Source organism: Persicobacter diffluens (assembly GCF_036244895.1).
Lineage (GTDB): Bacteria > Bacteroidota > Bacteroidia > Cytophagales > Cyclobacteriaceae > Persicobacter > Persicobacter diffluens.
The window spans coordinates 2,248,991-2,266,540 of the sequence record NZ_BQKE01000001.1 but is presented as its reverse complement, the minus strand read 5'-3'; the positions used below and the strand labels follow the sequence as shown (position 1 = coordinate 2,266,540).

The window sequence follows — 17,550 nt, the reverse complement described above, 5'->3', positions numbered from 1 at the left end:
CAATTTTCTGGCTTTTTTTTACTGGCGTTTTACTTTTTCCTGTCCGGAGCTTCGGTATGGGGACAAACCATAGATTTGAAAGGAAGGATTATCGATCAGTATGATTATAGCCTCTCTTTTGCGCAAGTTATCGGACAAAATTTTAAGGGCCAGAGCCAGACGGATTCGCTGGGGAATTTTGAAATTGCGGTTCCTGATTCTTTACAAATTGTACGCCTAAAAATATTTCACCTTAATACAAATGCGGAGGAGTATGCGCTTCCGCTGTCAGACTGGAAGGGACATCAATTAATTCGCCTATTTCTTAGCGGAAAGAAATTGGAAGAGGTGGAAATCAGTGGTGATCGTTGGGATGATACTCGTCGGCAGGCCGGTGTAGTCACTATTGAGCCGGAGCAAACGGTGAATATGCCTACGGTAGGCGGAGAATTTAATCAGGTTATCGCTTTGCTGCCCGGGGTGAGTAGTAATTCAGAGCTTTCTTCTAGTTATTCGGTAAGAGGTGGTAGCTTTGATGAGAATTTGGTTTATGTCAATAATATGCCCATTTATCGACCCTTTTTGGCGGCCCAGGGGCAGCAGGAGGGGTTGAGCTTCGTGAATGGGGATATGGTTTCGGGCGTTACTTTTTCTGCAGGAGGCTGGCAGTCGAGATATGGCGATAAGATGGCTTCCGTTTTAAATATTGACTATCGCCATCCGGATCGAACAGGAGGAAGTGCCGAAGTTGGATTACTGGGGGGGAGTTTGTTCCTGGAGCAAAAGGTTAATGAAAGAGGTGGTTGGATGATTGGTGCCCGACACAAAAGAACGGATTATCTATTGGGGACATTGGAAACGGAGGGAGAATATAAGCCTCGTTTCACTGATGTGCAGGCCTTTGGTCATTATCGCTTATCCAAAGATCTAGCAGATCAAAACCGATATACTGAGCTGGAATTGTTGTTTGGTTATGGTAGAAATCAGTATTCGGTTATCCCCACCAGTCGAAGAACGGAATTTGGGACGCTTAGTCAGCTTTTAAGTTTTACCGTGGCCTTTCAGGGGCAGGAGGAGTTGAACTACCAAACCATGCAGGCTGGCCTAAGATTAATTCGAAAGTGGAATACCCAATGGAAATCCGAATTTATTGCTTCCGGCTTTGGGACAGCTGAGCGAGAGCATATAAATGTCCAGAGTAATTATCGTTTGTGTGATATCGTCGGGGGAGGTGGTCCCAATGATTGCGCCACCATTATCGGCATAGGTGGGGAGTTTCATTATGCCCGAAATGCCTTGGATGCCGAAATATTGAGCTTGCAGTCGCATCATGAAGTTCAAATTGATGAAAAGCGTCGGCTGTCTTTTGGCCTGGAATGGAATGGACAGGCATTTGATGATCGGCTGAAGGAATATAAAATTGTAGAAGATGGGGGAGAGGAACTGGAAGTGATTGATCAGGCGGATGAGCACCATCAAATATTTAAATATTGGCTGTCTGGCTACGGACAATATGATTGGGAGCCCCTGAGTGGCTGGTCATTGACGGCCGGCTTGCGTGCCATTTATAATCAGCAATCCGGAGAGGTACTTTTTAACCCAAGACTGCAAACGGCCTATCAGCTCCCGTCTAATCCTGATTGGGTGCTCCGGGCTGCTGTGGGAAAGTATGATCAACCTGCTTTTTATCGGGAAATGCGACGTCAGGATGGAACATTAAATGAAGATTTACTAGCGCAAAAATCATGGCATTTTTTGGCAGGTTTTGACCGGATGTTCCAAATGTGGGACCGCCCCTTTAAGCTGGTTTCGGAGCTTTGGTACAAAAGGATGTCAGATATGGTGCCCTATGATGTAGATAATGTACGCCTCCGATATTATGGGGAGAATGTGGCGGACGCCTACGCGGCCGGGGCAGACCTTTTCTTAAGTGGGGAATTCATTCCGGGGACACAATCCTGGGTAAGCCTCGGGGTAATGAAAACCGAAGAGTATATTCCCGAATACGGCTGGCAGCCACGGCCAACGGATCAGCGGTTTCGTCTGGGTTTGTATTTTCAGGATCATCTGCCTAATATTCCTTCGGCCAGGGTGTTTGTCCGTTATTTCTATGGGAGTGGGCTTCCTTTTAGTCCGCCGGGAAGTTTGGAAGGTCGAAATAGTTTGACAGGCAAAGCTTATAATCGGGTAGATTTGGGTTTTTTTAAAGTTTTTGAATTAAATTCAGGCTTAGAAAAGTATAAAAACCCGCTGAATTTATGGCTTGGTTTAGAGTTGCTTAATGCTTTTGGTATTGATAATGTTATTTCTTATAACTGGGTGAATGCCACTGGTGGCGGTCAATATGCCATTCCTAATTCCTTGTCGGCACGGTTTTGGAATATGAAAATTAAGGTAAATTTTTAATTAAATATCGCTTAGCATGAAACTTACCCTTAGAAAATTTTTGTTTTTCGCTGTAGTGGCGACAATTACTTGGGGCTGTCAGAAACGCACGGTGACACGTGTATCGCCGGATCAGCAAATTGATTTAAGTGGCCGTTGGAATGATACGGATTCCAAAATGGTAGCACAGGAGATGATTTCAGATGTCATGACGCGTCCATGGGTAGAGGAGCATTTACGTGCAACGGGTAAAAAACCGGTCGTCATTATCGGTTCCGTCAAGAATAAAACTTCCGAGCATATTGATCCGGAAGTGTTTATTAAGGATATGGAGAAGGAATTTATCAACTCTGGTAGAGTGCGTGTGGTACAAGATGCTTCTTTCCGTGAGAAAATCCGCGAAGAACGTGCTGATCAGTCAGATTTTGCATCTAAAGAAACCGCCAAAGGTTGGGGTAAGGAGTTAGGTGCAGACTATATGATGTTTGGTGTGATGACTTCCATTACAGATGCCTATAATAAAAAGAAAGTGGTGAATTATAAGGTCAACCTGGAATTGGTGAATTTGGAAACCAATGAGAAAGTGTGGTTGAATGATAAGGAAATTAAAAAGTACATCACGAACTAATTTAGTGGTTTATAAATGGCGATTAGATAAGGAGTAGTGTATATTCATTACTCCTTATCTTTTTGGAGCGGATTTTAAGCCACACCATTCGACTACAAATTCAAAATCACTGGAACCGATTCCCGATGAATTTTCAATAATAGCTTTGCTATTCATTTAAAGTATTTTGGGGCTTAATTCCATAATAGTCAGATTTTTGTAGTGAATTTTGGGTTTGAAATTAAACCTCTTTATAACGAGTGAATCTTCCAAATTCTACCGATTGATATCATGAGATCATCCAGTTTTTTTGCTCTTCTTTTTATACTCGGCCTGACCTCCTGCGCAACTTATTATCAGATCAACCAGAAGTTTAATGCTGAGTTTGAATCCGGTAAAATCAGTCAGGCTGAAAAAACCCTTTCCTCTGATAAAAAAGGAGAGGAGGGCCGAAACCGCTTCCTTTATTTGGTGAATATGGGAGTGGTAAATTCTCTGATGGGCAATTATGATTTAAGTAATGACTACTTTGAAAAGGCCTATGTGTTCGGAGAAGATTTTAAAAAGAATTATGGACAGGAAGCATTAGCAATGGTTTCCAATCCCATGGTGACTACTTATCCGGGAGAGGATCATGAGCATTTATTACTGCTCTATTACAAAGCATTGAATTATTTGATGATGGGCGATACGGAGAAGGCTTTGGTGGAGTGCCGGAGATTAGATATTCGTCAATATGCCCTTTCGGATAAATATAAATCCGAAGCCAAATACCGTAAAGATGCTTTTGTCCACACCCTGATGGGCATTTGTTATGATGCTGACCGGGATTATAACAATGCTTTTATTGCGTACAGAAATGCTTACGAAATATTTAAAAATGACTATAAAAAGCTTTTTAACTTAGAAGCTCCTTATCAATTAAAGGAAGATCTGATCCGAACGGCGCTTTTGTCCGGCTTTCCCGATGAAGCAGACCAATACCGGAAGGCCTTTAATATTGATTATCAGTTACCGAAAAATTACCGAAAGCAGCAGGGGGAATTGGTGTTTTTCTGGAATAATGGCCTGGGTCCGGTCAAAGCGGAGTGGAGTGTAAACTTTACCCTGGGAAATAATGCCGGTATGGTTACTTTTGCGAATCAAGACCTGGGGATGAATTTTGCTTTCCCTTATTCTCCGGGAAAGGAGGGTAATGATCTTTCCAATCTGCAGTTTGTACGGGTGGCCTTTCCAAAATATGTGGAGCGCCCGGCGGCTTTTCAAGGAGCGCAATTAGTTGGGAATGGAGAAACTTACCCTTTGAATAAGGTGGAGGATGTGAATGCAATTGCATTTAAAACCTTACAGGAGCGGATGCTTTTAGAGTTTAGTAAAAGTTTGTTGCGCGTGGCGATCAAAAAGTCTGCGGAATATGCTGTGCGACAGGAAAATGAAAATGCCGGTTTCGCTGTGGGGATTTTAAATGCATTGACTGAAAAGGCAGATACTCGGAACTGGCAAACCATCCCTCATACCATTTATTACAGCAGAGTACCTTTGAATGAAGGGGTCAATGAATTTGATCTGAACATTCAATCCAGTGTAGGGCCTCAAATGAATCAAAAGCATCATTTTAAATTTGAAGGAAGTCCACGCAAAACAGTTTTCCAAACCTTTTATTCCCTGGAGATTGATCCACGCTGGAAAATGCCTTACTACTAAGAAAAATAAAAAAACTACCGAAATCCGGTAGTTTTTTATTTGATGTAGTTTTTTTGTGAAATTTGTAATAATTAATAGGCTTATTAAATGAGATATTCATGTAGTTTTTGCTTAAAAAAGGCTAAAATTGCAATACATGACTAATCGGCACTTTATGGCTTCCAAAACCGTCTGGATTATAGGGGCTTCCTCAGGAGTAGGTAAAGCTTTATTATATGAATTCTTAAATAGAGATTACAGGATTATCGTATCCTCCAGTGATGCCCAAAAACTTCAGGCGGCAGTTCGCGAGGTAGTTTATGTGGAAAAGGATTTATTGGTAAAACCATTAAACCTGGAACAACCTGATACTTTTCCCGATATCGTTGATGAAGTATTTCGGTGGGCAGAGGGATCTATTGAATCGGTTATTTTTTCAGCGGGTATTGGGCAAAGGTCATCTTTCGTGGATTTGGAGTACTGGGTATTTGAAAGGGTGATGCAGGTTAATTTTATGAGCTATACTTACCTTACCAAATTAATCCTGCCATATTTTGAAGCTGCACAGGCCGGTAGATTTGTAGTGCTGAGTTCCGTGCAGGGTAAATTTGGAATTCCTAATCGGACCGCCTATGCCGCTAGCAAACATGCTTTGCATGGCTTTTTTGATAGTTTAAGGGCTGAAAATTTCCCTTGGTTAAAAGTCTTATTAGTATGCCCGGCTTATATCAATACAGAATTTGCTTTTCATGCCATGCTGAGCAATGGAAATGAGCAGGCAAAACAAGATAAAGGGCAGGCGCATGGGATCTCTCCTGAAGAGTGTGCCGAGGATATCCTTAAAGCCATTGATAAAAATAAGCGGGAGATCGTGATGGGCAAATGGCAGCAGCGTATTGGAGTCTGGATTAAGCGCTTTTTCCCGGCATTGCTGGAGCGGATAGTGAGGGCCAGGGTAAAAAAAAAGGTTGACCAATCAATCGCCAACCCTTCTGATTTTTAATTATAATGATGCACGACCTGAGGCAATAATTCAATTTTTATTGCGTGTATCCAAGCCTTCCAAATTTGGTTCTCTAAAATTTTAAAAGCCCAATATTGGCAAAGCTTGCTTTCCCCTTATTTATCTGCTTCGATAGAAAAAATGCCAAATTGGGAGTTTTTCCATCTGCAGCTCAATGAGGATTTAACCCGAATCATTCACCGCTATATTTATTAATCAATCGTATGTGGCTTATTTTCAATTTCTTAAAACTTATCTTCTTTGAGTTATAATAGCCCGGATTTGGGCAAGCTAGCTTTCTCCTCATTCATCTGTTTCGTTGGAAAAAACTCGAAATAGGAAACTATTCCTTCATTTTTTCCGCCTTACAGCTAAACGAGGATTAAAGCATGAATAATCCGGGTTAAGCGTGCCTCATTCGGTTTATTGTTATTATATCTTCTGAAGTACCTTTGCTGCAATGGTTTCTCCAATGGCCAGAGATGCGGTAGCAGCAGGAGAAGGCGCATTACAAACATTTACCACCTGCTTGGTCTCATAAATGAGGAAATCATCCACTAAACTTCCATCTTTTTTGCAGGCCTGTGCTCTGATTCCGGCGCCACCAGCTACCAAGTCTTTTTCCTGAATAGACGGCATTAATGCCTGCAGAGCTTTGGTAAAGGCTGATTTGCTGAAAGAACGGTACATTTCCCCCATACCGGTTTTCCAAAATTTGGAAGCCACTACCTGAAAACCCTTAAAAGTTAAGGTTTCCAAAAGCTCTCCCAGATTGATTTGCATTTTTTTATAACTCTCCCGGCCAAAAGCCAGAACCGCATTCGGGCCGGCTTCTACACCACCTTTCATCATACGGGTGAAATGAACGCCCAAAAACGGGAAATTAGGATCCGGCACTGGATAAATAAGGTTTTTAACCATATTGGTTTTTTCAGCACTCAGTTTGTAGTATTCCCCACGGAATGGAATAATCTTTAAATCAATTTCCGGCTGGGTCATCTTTGCAATTTTATCTGAATACAGACCAGCACAGTTCACTAAAAGTTTACTGGTATAACTGTGTTTGTCGGTTTCCACATAGCACTTCCCTGATTTTTCTTTGATATCGGTCACTTTTTCATTCAGGTGGATATGACCTCCTGTTTCTGTAATGATATCAGCATACTTTAAGCAAACTTGCTTATAGTCTACAATTCCGGTTTGGGGAACAAAAATGCCCGCAACGCCGGCCACATTGGGCTCGTACTCCTTTAGTTCCTGTGCATTGAGAATTTTCATGCCTTCCAGGCCATTGGCTATTCCTCTTTCATGCAAATTATGCATCAAGGGAACTTGTTCCTCGCTGGTGGCTACTACAATTTTCCCGCAAAGATCATATGGAATCTCGTGCTGGTCGCAGAAAGCGATCAGTTTTTGATAACCTTCTCGACAGTTGATGGCTTTTAGGCTACCAGGCTTATAATAAAGGCCCGAATGGATCACCCCTGAGTTGTTTCCGGTTTGATGATGCGCCAGTGAAGGCTCTTTTTCCAGAATTAAAAGTTTTAAATCAGCTTGTTGCTCCTTTATTTTAAGGGCGGTGGCTAATCCTACAATACCACCTCCCACAATAATAATGTCGTACTCCATGGGTTATTTCAGAAAAATTTCGTGCAAAAATAGAATAAAAATTACCTCATTACCATGATCTGTAACAATCCTTGAAAAAGTTTTTTTATGCTCAGGGAGAGGTGAATGCAAAAGAATTCAATTGTTTGATTCAAATTGGACTTTTTTGGGGGATTTTTCCTGTCTTTTTTTAGGATTTATTTCCCAATTTGGGAAAATAGTGAGTGCCAAAAGTAAACAAAAAAGTGCTGTAGGAGGTATTAATACAAACCCATAATTATGCCTGAAAACAAGCTCATGAAAATTTTTGTGCTGGAGGATGATTTGACCTATAGTGCCTTCCTGAAGCATATTTTATCTCTCAATCCGGATTACGATGTTAATTTGTTTCAAACTGCGAAAAGTTTGCTTTCGAAGCTGCATGAGAATCCGGACCTGATAACGCTTGACTATAAGCTCCCTGACATGGACGGAGATGAGGTTTTTCAGAAGGTCAAAACTTATAATTTGGATATTCCAGTGATTATTATCTCCGGTCAGGAAAACGTAAGAACGGCTGTTTCTCTCCTAAGGCAAGGCGCGTATGATTATATTCCAAAAGATGAAGATACCCAGGAGCGCTTGATGGCAGTCGTTCGGAATGCTTTGCAGAAAGTTTCTATGCGGGAGGAGTTAGATTCGCTTAGAAGAGAAATATCGGATAAATATGATTTTGAAAATACCATTATCGGAAATTCAGCGGCCATTCGTCGGGTATTTTCTTTATTAGAGAAGGCGGTAAAAACCAATATTACGGTTTCTATCACTGGAGAGACCGGAACCGGCAAAGAGCTGGTGGCTAAAGCGATTCATTTTAATTCTTCCAGGCGGTCTCAGTCATTCGTTCCGGTAAATATTGCGGCAATCCCTGCGGATCTTATTGAAAGTGAGCTTTTTGGTCATGAAAAAGGAGCATTTACGGGAGCTTTTTCCAGAAGGATTGGGAAATTTGAAGAGGCAAATGGGGGATCGATATTTTTGGATGAGATTGGGGAGATGGATTTGAACTTACAGGCCAAATTATTACGTGTGATTCAGGAGCGGGAGGTTGTTCGGATTGGTGGGAATTCCGTAAACAAAATAGATGTTCGCATTATCGTTGCAACACATCGAAATTTATCACAAATGGTGAAAGATGGTACTTTCAGAGAGGATCTTTATTATCGTTTACTAGGTCTTCCAGTGCATTTACCACCTCTTCGTGAACGAGATAATGATGTTTTGATGATTGCCAAACATTTTTTGGACCATTTTGTCCGCGAAAATAAGTTGGAGCCAATGTATCTATCGGAGCATGCTAAAGCGAAATTAATGAAATACCGTTTCCCTGGTAATATCCGGGAATTGAAGTCAGTCATTGAGTTAGCAGCTGTTTTAACACAAGGAGAAGAGATTGGCCCGGAGGCGATTAGTTTTAATAGTGTCGTGAAAGAAGAGCATTTTATAACGGAAGAATTAACATTAAAAGACTACACCTATAAAATCATCAATCATTTTTTAGAGAAATACGACAATAATGTGATGTTGGTAGCGGAGAAACTAGATATCGGGAAGTCCACCATTTATCGATACCTTAAAGAAATGGATGCAGTGGATCCTAATCAATGAAATTTGCGCTTAACTTAAAGATACAATGAGTAAATTAACCGACCTAACCTATCTTAAATCTGTATGCGACGGAGACAGCTCCTTCATGACAGAAATGATCGAAACTTTTTTACAGGGAACTCCTGAGATTATTGATCAGCTGAAAGTGGCTTGTAAAAATCAGAACTGGGCTGAAGTAGGAGCTGTAGCACATAAGGTCAAGCCATCCATTACCTTTATGGGGATTGAGTCTATGAAGGATTTAATTCTGGATATTGAGCATTCCGGCAAGGATGCCCGAAATGTGGAGAAGTTATTGGGTAAAATTGAGGAGTTTGAAAATGGCTGTGAAATGGCCTATCAAGAGCTGAGAGAAACTATTGCTGAAATTAATGCATAAAATTAGCGTAAAAAAAAGGGTGATTGCTCACCCTTTTTTTATTAATCGATAATCACGATTTTCTCAATTTTGTCTCCCTGACGAATATCATCAATTACCTCCAAACCTTCGGTCACTTTGCCGAAGCAAGTGTGATTGCGATCTAAATGCGAGGTATTTTTGCGACTGTGGCAAATGAAAAATTGCGAGCCACCCGTATTACGTCCGGCATGCGCCATAGACAGTACTCCACGGTCGTGATATTGGTTGTCCCCATCCAATTCACAGTCGATAGAATAACCTGGTCCGCCAACACCGGTACCTTGCGGGCAACCACCCTGAATAACAAAATCAGGAATGACACGGTGGAAAGTTAATCCATCATAAAAACCTTCTTTTGATAATTTGACGAAGTTCGCAACAGTGTTAGGAGCATCATTATCGTAAAATGATACTTTCATTAGGCCTTTCTCGGTATGGATTTCTGCTTGAGCCATCTTATATTTTTATTTATTGATAATTGAATTAGTAATAAAACAAAAAGGCTAAATTTTTTAGTCCTTTTGTTTGGCTAATTATTTTAGGTTTTCTATTTTTGTTTTATCGAAGAGCTAAAAATAGTAGCACTATGAACATAAATAGCCAAAAGATCAAAGAAGCCCTTGAGGCTAACTTGACGCTGACTTTGAATGCAAAAAAACTAAAATCGGGCAATTTTCAAATTAAATTTCTTATTCATCAGGAAGAGAAAGAATTGCTTTATGGTTATCTTCTGAAAGAAAAAGCACAATCCGCTATGCTTCAGGAGGAAATTGTTCAGGAGATTGAACATCGCGTGCTTTCTATTTGTAAAGATGATTATTTTCAGCATAGTCATCTTTACGGTGTGGGAGGAAAGCGGAAAGCGGAAGATTTTATGATTTATATGTCTGCCTAAATTTTTAATTTTATGTCTTTAATTAGTGCTAATATTAAGTGGTTAAGAAAGTTTCATCATTTAACGCAGGGGCAGCTGGCTGACGCGCTTGAGGTAAAACGTTCTTTGATTGGAGCTTATGAGGAAGGGAGAGCAGATCCTAGGATTCAGAATCTACTCAAAATTACTAATTATTTTGGTATTTCAGTAGATCAATTGGTGAAGGGGGATTTTGAAGGCCATGGAGCGGAAATTCTCGCTGAGAAGGCCGGGGAATCAGCTCACTTCCGCGGGAATCGAGTTTTAGCCATTACCGTAGATAAAGAGGAGAATGAGAATATTCAGCTAGTGCCTCAAAAGGCTTCTGCGGGCTATTTGAATGGATATATGGATCCGGAATATATTGGCGAGTTGCCGAAATTTAACCTGCCGAACTTAAATGGCTCCGGAACTTTTCGGGCTTTTGAAATCAATGGGGATTCCATGCTGCCTTTAGAATCAGGAACCATCATCGTGGGAAAATATTTGGATAATTTGACCCAAATAGCCAATGGAAAAACCTATGTGGTGGTTACCACAAAAGAGGGCGTGGTTTATAAAAGAGTATTTAATTATTTGGAGGATAAAAGTTCTTTGTTTTTGGTTTCAGATAATCAACAATACTCTCCTTATGAAGTGTCCGCTGATGAAGTTTTGGAAGTTTGGGAGGCCAAAGCTTTTATTAGTGTGAAATTTCCAAGCCAAAAAACCCAGTCTAACCCCGAAGAGCTTGATTTGAAGAATCTGAGTAGAATGGTGATGCACCTTCAGGAAGAAATCATTAAACTTAAAAATGATTGATTGGTTGTGGCCTTCTGATCTTTGTATTATGTTTGTAGACCAAGCTGGGTAGAAATTAAAGATTTTAATAAAACATGAATATTCAAGGAAAATTGGTGGAGATTTACGCTGTCCAGAATGTGTCAGATCGTTTCCGCAAGCGTGAGTTTGTTATTGAGTACGCGGATAACCCGCAATATCCTCAATTTATTAAGTTCGAATTCATTCAGGACGCTTGTGAGGAGTTGGATAAGTACCAGGTAGGACAAGATGTAAATGTTGAATTCAATTTGAGAGGTCGTAAGTGGGTAAACCCACAGGGACAGGCCGTTTATTTTAACACTTTGCAGGCGTGGAGATTGAGCCCTGCAGCGGCGACTGCTGTTCCGGAAGCTCCAGGTGCGGTACCACCACCTCCAGCAGAACCTCCATTTATCACTAATGATGATTCTGGAGATGACCTTCCTTTCTAAATGCGCTTTAATCGCATAAATGATACCCTGCAATTATTTGCGGGGTATTTTTTTGTCTTTTTTCCGATAGTTGGATGCCAATTATTTTTATAACTTGGAAGAATTATACAATCATTCAAAATACTATTTACATGCCGAAGGCAATCACATTTTTTTGCTTGTGCTTCCTTTCTCTTTTTGGTTTTGCACAAACTAAAAGTGCTGCAGAATTGCAATTACAATTGCAAAAGCTCCCTGTAGCCGCTCGAGTTCTTTATATGGCTGCTCATCCGGATGATGAAAATACCCGTCTGATTTCCTATTTGAATAATGTGGAGCATATTGAAACCGCCTATTTGTCCCTTACTCGGGGAGATGGAGGCCAAAACCTTATTGGTCCGGAGATTTGGGAAGGCCTTGGGCTTATCAGAACACAGGAACTAATTGCCGCTCGTGGGGTGGATCATGGGCAACAATTTTTTTCTAGGGCTTATGATTTTGGATATTCAAAGCATCCGGATGAAACTTTTGGCTTCTGGGATAGAGCAATGATTTTGGGGGATGTGGTCAAGGTGATTCGGGAATTTAGACCAGATGTGATCATCACCCGGTTTCCAACAACCCCGGGTATTACCCACGGTCACCATACGGCCTCTGCGATTTTAGCTTTAGAAGGAGTTGAGGCTTCGGCTGATCCCCGCCAATTTCGGGAATGGGGGGCTGCACATCAGGTAAAGCGCGTGTTATGGAATACTTCGAGTTGGTTTTATCGTGATCACCCTAAGGATTTTGAAGCCCTTGAGGTTCTTGAACTTAATATTGGAAAATACTTGCCTCTACAGGGGCAGTCTGTTGCGGAAAATGCCGCGCTAAGCCGAAGTCAGCACAAAAGTCAAGGCTTTGGCAGTAAAGGAGCACCGGGAGAAATGATGGAATACCTGGTAGCCATTGATGGGCAGGCTACTCCTGATGAAATACTGGCAGGACTGGAATTAAGCTGGTCAAGATTTGAGGGCGGTAAAAGTTTGGACAAAAAGGTCGCAAATTTGGTAGAGGAATTTCAGCCCATGGCTCCCTGGAAGTCTGTTCCGGATTTATTGACCTTAAAGGAAGATTTGGAAAATCTTCCCTCTTCTTTTTGGAGAGATGAAAAGATCAAAGAGGTGGAATCCCTCATTTTTGACTGTAGTGGGCTTTACGCACAAGTATTGTTTCCAAGTTCAGAGGTATTTCCCGGAGAGGAAATTAATTTACAAATCAAACTAAGCCATCCTTCTAATTTGGCTATTGGTTTGGAAAGCATTCTTCTTAGCGGGCAGGAGTTATGGGCTGGCGGTCCTCAGGATTTAATCCAAAATGAGCTTTTCACCAAGGAGGTGAGTTATCAGGTGGAAACTGATAAGCCATTTTCACAGCCCTATTGGCTGGCAAACTCTCATGGTTTGGGTAATTTTGAGGTGGATGATGTGCTGAATATAGGAAAGGCAGATTCAGACCCTTCTTTCAAGGCTACAGCCCAAATGAAAATCAATGGAACGCCATTTTCTTGTCCTGTGCCGGTGTTATTTGAGTCATCTGACCCTGTGAAGGGTTTGATTCAAAAGCCAGTTTACAATGTCCCCAAGGTAGAAGTTGCGCCGGCAGTGGAACAGCTTATTTTTGATGGGGAAAAGCTGAAAGCGCTATCGATTAAGCTAACTGCCAAAGTCTCGACTAGAGGCTATTTAGGGGTGCAAACCCCCGCGGGCTGGGAAGTAATTATGCCGAAAGGAGAAATAGAGATTGGGCCTATTCCTCAGGAGGTTGTGGTGAGGGTGAAGGCGCCGGATTCAGCTGATTTTTCTGCTTTGAAGTTTTATTTTGAAGAGTCTAATGGGCAAACTTATACCCAATATGTGCAAAGAATAGCATATGATCATATTCCAATTCAAATTTGGATGCATAATGCTTCGGTGGTGGTGAAGAAAATCAATCTTGCCGTTCCAAATCGCAAAGTGGCCTATCTTCAGGGGGCTGGGGATGTAATTCCCGAGGCTTTGAAAGAGGTTGGAATGCCGGTGGCGGAATTGGATGCACAGCAGCCCTCTGCCAAAGTATTATCAGGCTATGATGTGGTCATCCTGGGAGTTCGGGCTTTGAATACTTTAGAGAATATGCCGGAATGGTCTCCATTATTAAAGGATTTTGTGGCAAAAGGAGGTACGGTAATCACGCAGTATAATACGTCCTTCCGCTTGAAAGATGATGATTTTGCACCCTATCCATTAAAATTGGGAAGATCTCGTGTGACAAATGAGCAGGCTGATGTACAAATATTATCCCCCCAGCACCCTGTATTGACCAATTATAATCAGATCAGTCAGGATGATTTTGATGGATGGGTACAGGAGCGTGGTTTGTATTTTCCTCAGGAGTGGGATGAGAGATATGAACCGATTTTATCAATGCATGATGAAGGGGAGGATGCTTTAAATTCATCTCTACTAGTGGCTCCATATGGAAAGGGCGTGTATGTTTATACCTCTTTAAGTTTCTTTCGAGAATTACCGGCTGGAGTTCCGGGAGCTTATCGACTATTTATGAATATAATTGGTTTGGAAAAAAATCAATTTAAGGGCGCCGGTAAGTAATCCATTCTTTCGAGTTTTCTTTTTTGTCTGAATAAACAATCACTTCGGAATAGTATTCTGGAGTGATTTTTTGTTTTATCCAGTGCATTTGAAGGGTGTCGTCCAGAGAATTGTACTTCAGATTTCCCGTCAGCAGTTCATTTTTTTCTTCCAATTCATTCGCCAGGATAAGCCCTGACTGTTCCCGGCACCAAAAATAAAGGAGATTTTTGGGCAAGGAGGAAATGAAAATGATTTGATGATCCAAGAGTTGATGAAACTTGATTTTATTTCGAATATTTTCGGGAAATAACAAATTGGATTTTTTCAGAAAAAACCGTTTGCATTGTTCTTCCAGTACAAACAAATTTATGCCTTTAAAGTACTTCTTGATCAATGATCGCTGATAGGCATTTTCTGAAATGAGTCGAAAATCATACAATTTTTTTTTCCATAAGAAGAATAAATCCTGGCTCCAGGAAGGCTTGTGTCCGAAAGCAAAGGGGATAAAATGTTGCATGTATTTTGACGGGGGAAGAATATTGTCTAAATCGAAAATTACAAGTGTGGTGGAGTCCATTAAAACATGCCATTTTTAGGTATATTTCAAATAACGATGGACTTGCTCATTTTGTGTTGATTTTGGGGAAGGATTACGAATAAATATTACTGAATTCATCCGGGGAATCTCCCTATGCATGTTTGAACTTTCCAATAATTTCAATTACCATTGTTAACTAGAAAAAGCTAAATTAAGAAAATGAAGATCGCGGTAGACTTTGATGGAACTATTGTGGAGGATCAGTATCCTGAAATTGGAAAACCTATGATTTTTGCCTTTGAAACTTTAAACGAATTACAAAAACAGGGGCATCAATTGATTCTTTGGACTTATAGAAAAGGGCGGCCACTTCAGGAGGCGGTTGCGTTTTGTGAGGAGAAAGGAATAAGCTTTTATGCGGTTAATGAAAGCTATCCTGGCGAACAAGTGGAGGGGATTAGTCGTAAAATTGATGCAGATGTCTTTATTGATGATCGAAATATTGGAGGCTTTTTAGGTTGGAGTAAAATTTGGCAGCTCTTAAATGAAAATGAGCCAGAGGCTCAAATGATCGATTTTGCTGCCCATACTAATCATCGGGAAGAAAAGAGTTTTTGGAAAAAAATATTCGGCTAAATGAATTATTGCAGTCACTGTGGGAGTAGTAAAATTGAATTGGTTATTCCGGAGGGAGATAGCCGGGCCCGATGGTGCTGTCCGGACTGTAATACCATTCATTATCAAAACCCCAGAATCATCGCAGGAAGTTTGGTGGTGAAATCGGGAAGGGTGATGCTCTGCAGGCGCGCAATAGAGCCTCGATACGGGCTGTGGAATTTACCTGCCGGATTTCTGGAGAATGGGGAAAGTGTAGAAGAAGGTGCCATACGGGAGATTTGGGAAGAGGCCATGGCCCGGGTGAAGATTTCACACCTTCATACGCTTTATAATTTGCCTCAATTCAATCAGGTTTATTTGATTTACCTTAGTGAGTTGGAAGGGGAGGCTTTTGGTGCTGGAGAGGAGACGCTGGAAATTGACTGGTTTCAGCCCGAAGAGATTCCTTGGAGTGAATTAGCCTTTGAAAGTACCAAATTTGCATTAACAAAATGGATTGAACAAGAATACCCGGATAAACGGGTTTATCAAGGCTCTTTGGTACTAAAAGATTGGAATCAAAAAAAGGGAAGCTGCTGAGCAACTTCCCTTTTTTGTTTATTTCCATTCCACAATTTCTCCGTTTTCAGCGGAGTGCATGCTAGAAGGAACTGATTTCTTTAATTCTTCTTCTAACACTTTGATCAATTTCTTTTTTGCAAAGTTCCTCGTATACACCAGGCTGATTTCCCGGTAGTGTTTTCCGTGACCAATTTGTCTCAACTGGCTTTCAGAAATTTGGTCTGTACCCAGCTCAGGTAAAACAGTCATTCCCCCTTCGGTGTCTACAATTTTTCGTAGCGTTTCCAGGGAGCCACTTTCAAAATCAAAACCCGGAAGACTATTGTTCTTCCCAATTTTGCATAGGTTCATCATTTGATTTCGGAAACAATGCCCTTCAGATAGTAGCCAAATTCTTTCTCCTTTAAGAATTTCGGGGGAAATGGGGTTTTGAATTTTATTGACTTGGTTTTTATTTAGATATAGGAAAAGCTCTTCATAAAATAAAGGGATTTCCTCTACTTCTGACTCATTCAAAGGGGTTACCAAGATGGCCACATCCAATGAATCATTTCTTAGGGCTTTCAAAATATCCTGGGTAAGCATCTCCTTAATGTTCAACTTAACATTTGGGAATGCTTTATAAAAGTTTCCAATAAATCGAGGAACAAGATAAGGGGCTAGGGTAGGAATAATCCCTATCTTTAATTCTCCAGCTACGGTATCACGGTATTCCTGAAGAATATCATTGATTCGTTCTACCTCATTGAGGATAATTCTAGCCTGTTTAATGATTTTTGCACCCGCATCGGTTGGGATAATGGGTTGTTTTGTACGATCAAAAATGGTTACCCCTAATTGATCCTCCAACTTCTTAATCTGCATACTAAGGGTGGGCTGCGTTACAAAACAATGTTCAGCAGCCGTAACAAAATGGCGATGTGTATCCACCGCCACGATGTATTCCATTTGTGTCAATGAAATATTCAGCATCATACGAATCTCTAAAAATGTAAGGATTCTAAATTAGATGCCTCATGCGAATAATCCAAAGTTTTAAGCTCTTTTAGCCCTTACTTCATGCCCTAAAAGTCCAAAAACCACCAAGTCTTCAAAATGGTCATAGTACCATTCGCTTTGGCGTAATTTCCCCTCTAGGTTAAATCCTAATTTTGATGCTAATTTTGCAGTTGGTTCATTGTCGGCTTTGCAACGAATTTCAAGTCGGTTTAATTTCCAGTCCATGAAAGCAAACTTAATCACTTGTTGCATGGCATTCTCAGCAATACCCTGATTTTGATACTCCTGACTAATCCAGATGGAGATTTGACCATTTTTGTTGTGCGGATCAATATCAAAAAGTCCAATATTACCGATCAGCATTTTCTTGTGAAAAATACCAAACATAATCCCTCTTTTGCTGGACATTAATTTTTGATAATGGCTAATGAAATGGGCTACATCCTCTCGGCGTGTTTGGGCCTCCAACCAGGACAGGTTTTTCTGTAAAAAATCCCTGTTTTGGTCAATAAGTTCAAGTAGTGGTCCGATATGGATATGGTCCAGGGGTTGAAGTTTTACAATAGGGTTAATCTCTAACGCTAGCATAGTTTTTCAATGGGTTATAAATAAAAATACTGATGCAAAATCGAATTGTTTGATGAAGTGGGGCTAAAGTATGGATTTGGACCTAATTATATAAAGATGTACAAAGGATTGGAATTGGATGTGATTTAATGGATATTTGATCATCTATTTGGGAAATCAAGGAATCATTTAAGCGTT

The 17,550-nt window shown here is 40.8% G+C and carries 17 protein-coding genes; 12 read left to right on the top strand and 5 right to left on the bottom strand.

Annotation, left to right across the window (positions count from 1 at the left end; genetic code table 11):
* Positions 1-75: 75 nt before the first annotated feature.
* The 4 genes from AAA970_RS09290 (at position 76) to AAA970_RS09275 (ending at position 5,657) form a co-directional block, all read left to right on the top strand.
* Positions 76-2,385, top strand: coding sequence for a TonB-dependent receptor plug domain-containing protein (locus tag AAA970_RS09290; protein WP_338236889.1), 2,310 nt, complete (start codon positions 76-78; stop codon positions 2,383-2,385).
* A gap of 16 nt (positions 2,386-2,401) precedes the next feature.
* Positions 2,402-2,992 carry a penicillin-binding protein activator LpoB gene (lpoB, locus tag AAA970_RS09285; RefSeq protein WP_053405330.1) on the top strand — a complete coding sequence of 197 codons (591 nt, stop codon included), beginning with the start codon at positions 2,402-2,404 and terminating at the stop codon, positions 2,990-2,992.
* A 270-nt stretch (positions 2,993-3,262) separates the two neighbouring features.
* Complete coding sequence (locus AAA970_RS09280; protein ID WP_338236888.1) at positions 3,263-4,675, top strand: COG3014 family protein; 1,413 nt, start codon at positions 3,263-3,265, stop codon at positions 4,673-4,675.
* Positions 4,676-4,811: 136 nt separating this feature from the next.
* Positions 4,812-5,657 carry an SDR family NAD(P)-dependent oxidoreductase gene (locus AAA970_RS09275; protein ID WP_338236887.1) on the top strand — a complete coding sequence of 282 codons (846 nt, stop codon included), beginning with the start codon at positions 4,812-4,814 and terminating at the stop codon, positions 5,655-5,657.
* A gap of 432 nt (positions 5,658-6,089) precedes the next feature.
* On the opposite strand, the gene lhgO is transcribed toward AAA970_RS09275, so the two are convergent.
* Entirely contained in the window at positions 6,090-7,286 is a 1,197-nt protein-coding gene (gene lhgO / locus AAA970_RS09270) for an L-2-hydroxyglutarate oxidase (protein WP_338236886.1), read from the bottom strand.
* Positions 7,287-7,562: 276 nt separating this feature from the next.
* Here lhgO and AAA970_RS09265 point away from each other — a divergent pair, with 276 nt between their 5' ends.
* Together AAA970_RS09265 and AAA970_RS09260 are read left to right on the top strand one after the other, a co-directional pair.
* Positions 7,563-8,912, top strand: a complete 1,350-nt coding sequence (locus AAA970_RS09265; RefSeq protein ID WP_338236885.1) for a sigma-54-dependent transcriptional regulator — start codon at positions 7,563-7,565, stop codon at positions 8,910-8,912.
* Between the two features lie 25 nt (positions 8,913-8,937).
* Entirely contained in the window at positions 8,938-9,291 is a 354-nt protein-coding gene (locus AAA970_RS09260) for an Hpt domain-containing protein (RefSeq protein ID WP_338236884.1), read from the top strand.
* A gap of 41 nt (positions 9,292-9,332) precedes the next feature.
* On the opposite strand, the gene AAA970_RS09255 is transcribed toward AAA970_RS09260, so the two are convergent.
* Positions 9,333-9,767: a peptidylprolyl isomerase gene (locus AAA970_RS09255; protein WP_053405324.1), complete on the bottom strand. Its 435-nt coding sequence runs from the start codon at positions 9,765-9,767 to the stop codon at positions 9,333-9,335.
* Between the two features lie 131 nt (positions 9,768-9,898).
* Between AAA970_RS09255 and AAA970_RS09250 the strand changes: the two genes are divergently transcribed.
* From AAA970_RS09250 to AAA970_RS09235, 4 genes are all read left to right on the top strand, one after another.
* On the top strand, positions 9,899-10,207 hold the full coding sequence (locus AAA970_RS09250; protein ID WP_053405323.1) for a hypothetical protein: 309 nt from the start codon (positions 9,899-9,901) through the stop codon (positions 10,205-10,207).
* Positions 10,208-10,219: 12 nt separating this feature from the next.
* On the top strand, positions 10,220-11,026 hold the full coding sequence (locus tag AAA970_RS09245; RefSeq protein ID WP_338236883.1) for an XRE family transcriptional regulator: 807 nt from the start codon (positions 10,220-10,222) through the stop codon (positions 11,024-11,026).
* 74 nt (positions 11,027-11,100) lie between these two features.
* Entirely contained in the window at positions 11,101-11,478 is a 378-nt protein-coding gene (locus tag AAA970_RS09240; protein ID WP_338236882.1) for a DUF3127 domain-containing protein, read from the top strand.
* Positions 11,479-11,609: 131 nt separating this feature from the next.
* Positions 11,610-14,087, top strand: coding sequence for a PIG-L family deacetylase (locus tag AAA970_RS09235; RefSeq protein WP_338236881.1), 2,478 nt, complete (start codon positions 11,610-11,612; stop codon positions 14,085-14,087).
* Here AAA970_RS09235 and AAA970_RS09230 read toward each other — a convergent pair.
* Positions 14,068-14,586, bottom strand: coding sequence for an HAD family hydrolase (locus tag AAA970_RS09230; RefSeq protein WP_053405318.1), 519 nt, complete (start codon positions 14,584-14,586; stop codon positions 14,068-14,070). The genes AAA970_RS09235 and AAA970_RS09230 overlap by 20 nt on opposite strands.
* Positions 14,587-14,826: 240 nt before the next feature.
* Here AAA970_RS09230 and AAA970_RS09225 point away from each other — a divergent pair, with 240 nt between their 5' ends.
* Both AAA970_RS09225 and AAA970_RS09220 read left to right on the top strand, forming a co-directional pair.
* Entirely contained in the window at positions 14,827-15,243 is a 417-nt protein-coding gene (locus AAA970_RS09225) for a BT0820 family HAD-type phosphatase (RefSeq protein WP_053405317.1), read from the top strand.
* Positions 15,244-15,804, top strand: coding sequence for an NUDIX hydrolase (locus tag AAA970_RS09220; protein WP_053405316.1), 561 nt, complete (start codon positions 15,244-15,246; stop codon positions 15,802-15,804). It abuts the gene before it with no gap.
* An 18-nt stretch (positions 15,805-15,822) separates the two neighbouring features.
* On the opposite strand, the gene AAA970_RS09215 is transcribed toward AAA970_RS09220, so the two are convergent.
* Both AAA970_RS09215 and AAA970_RS09210 read right to left on the bottom strand, forming a co-directional pair.
* Complete coding sequence (locus AAA970_RS09215; RefSeq protein WP_338236879.1) at positions 15,823-16,761, bottom strand: hydrogen peroxide-inducible genes activator; 939 nt, start codon at positions 16,759-16,761, stop codon at positions 15,823-15,825.
* A gap of 60 nt (positions 16,762-16,821) precedes the next feature.
* Entirely contained in the window at positions 16,822-17,373 is a 552-nt protein-coding gene (locus AAA970_RS09210; protein WP_053405315.1) for a GNAT family N-acetyltransferase, read from the bottom strand.
* Positions 17,374-17,550 lie beyond the last annotated feature (177 nt).

Bases quoted from the DNA above. Each gene is read 5' to 3' on its own strand.
- lpoB (WP_053405330.1), top strand. From the start codon at position 2,402: ATGAAACTTACCCTTAGAAAATTTTTGTTTTTCGCTGTAGTGGCGACA.
- AAA970_RS09280 (WP_338236888.1), top strand. From the start codon at position 3,263: ATGAGATCATCCAGTTTTTTTGCTCTTCTTTTTATACTCGGCCTGACC.
- AAA970_RS09275 (WP_338236887.1), top strand. From the start codon at position 4,812: ATGACTAATCGGCACTTTATGGCTTCCAAAACCGTCTGGATTATAGGG.
- lhgO (WP_338236886.1), bottom strand. From the start codon at position 7,286: ATGGAGTACGACATTATTATTGTGGGAGGTGGTATTGTAGGATTAGCC.
- AAA970_RS09265 (WP_338236885.1), top strand. From the start codon at position 7,563: ATGAAAATTTTTGTGCTGGAGGATGATTTGACCTATAGTGCCTTCCTG.
- AAA970_RS09260 (WP_338236884.1), top strand. From the start codon at position 8,938: ATGAGTAAATTAACCGACCTAACCTATCTTAAATCTGTATGCGACGGA.
- AAA970_RS09255 (WP_053405324.1), bottom strand. From the start codon at position 9,767: ATGGCTCAAGCAGAAATCCATACCGAGAAAGGCCTAATGAAAGTATCA.
- AAA970_RS09250 (WP_053405323.1), top strand. From the start codon at position 9,899: ATGAACATAAATAGCCAAAAGATCAAAGAAGCCCTTGAGGCTAACTTG.
- AAA970_RS09245 (WP_338236883.1), top strand. From the start codon at position 10,220: ATGTCTTTAATTAGTGCTAATATTAAGTGGTTAAGAAAGTTTCATCAT.
- AAA970_RS09240 (WP_338236882.1), top strand. From the start codon at position 11,101: ATGAATATTCAAGGAAAATTGGTGGAGATTTACGCTGTCCAGAATGTG.
- AAA970_RS09235 (WP_338236881.1), top strand. From the start codon at position 11,610: ATGCCGAAGGCAATCACATTTTTTTGCTTGTGCTTCCTTTCTCTTTTT.
- AAA970_RS09230 (WP_053405318.1), bottom strand. From the start codon at position 14,586: ATGCAACATTTTATCCCCTTTGCTTTCGGACACAAGCCTTCCTGGAGC.
- AAA970_RS09225 (WP_053405317.1), top strand. From the start codon at position 14,827: ATGAAGATCGCGGTAGACTTTGATGGAACTATTGTGGAGGATCAGTAT.
- AAA970_RS09220 (WP_053405316.1), top strand. From the start codon at position 15,244: ATGAATTATTGCAGTCACTGTGGGAGTAGTAAAATTGAATTGGTTATT.
- AAA970_RS09215 (WP_338236879.1), bottom strand. From the start codon at position 16,761: ATGATGCTGAATATTTCATTGACACAAATGGAATACATCGTGGCGGTG.
- AAA970_RS09210 (WP_053405315.1), bottom strand. From the start codon at position 17,373: ATGCTAGCGTTAGAGATTAACCCTATTGTAAAACTTCAACCCCTGGAC.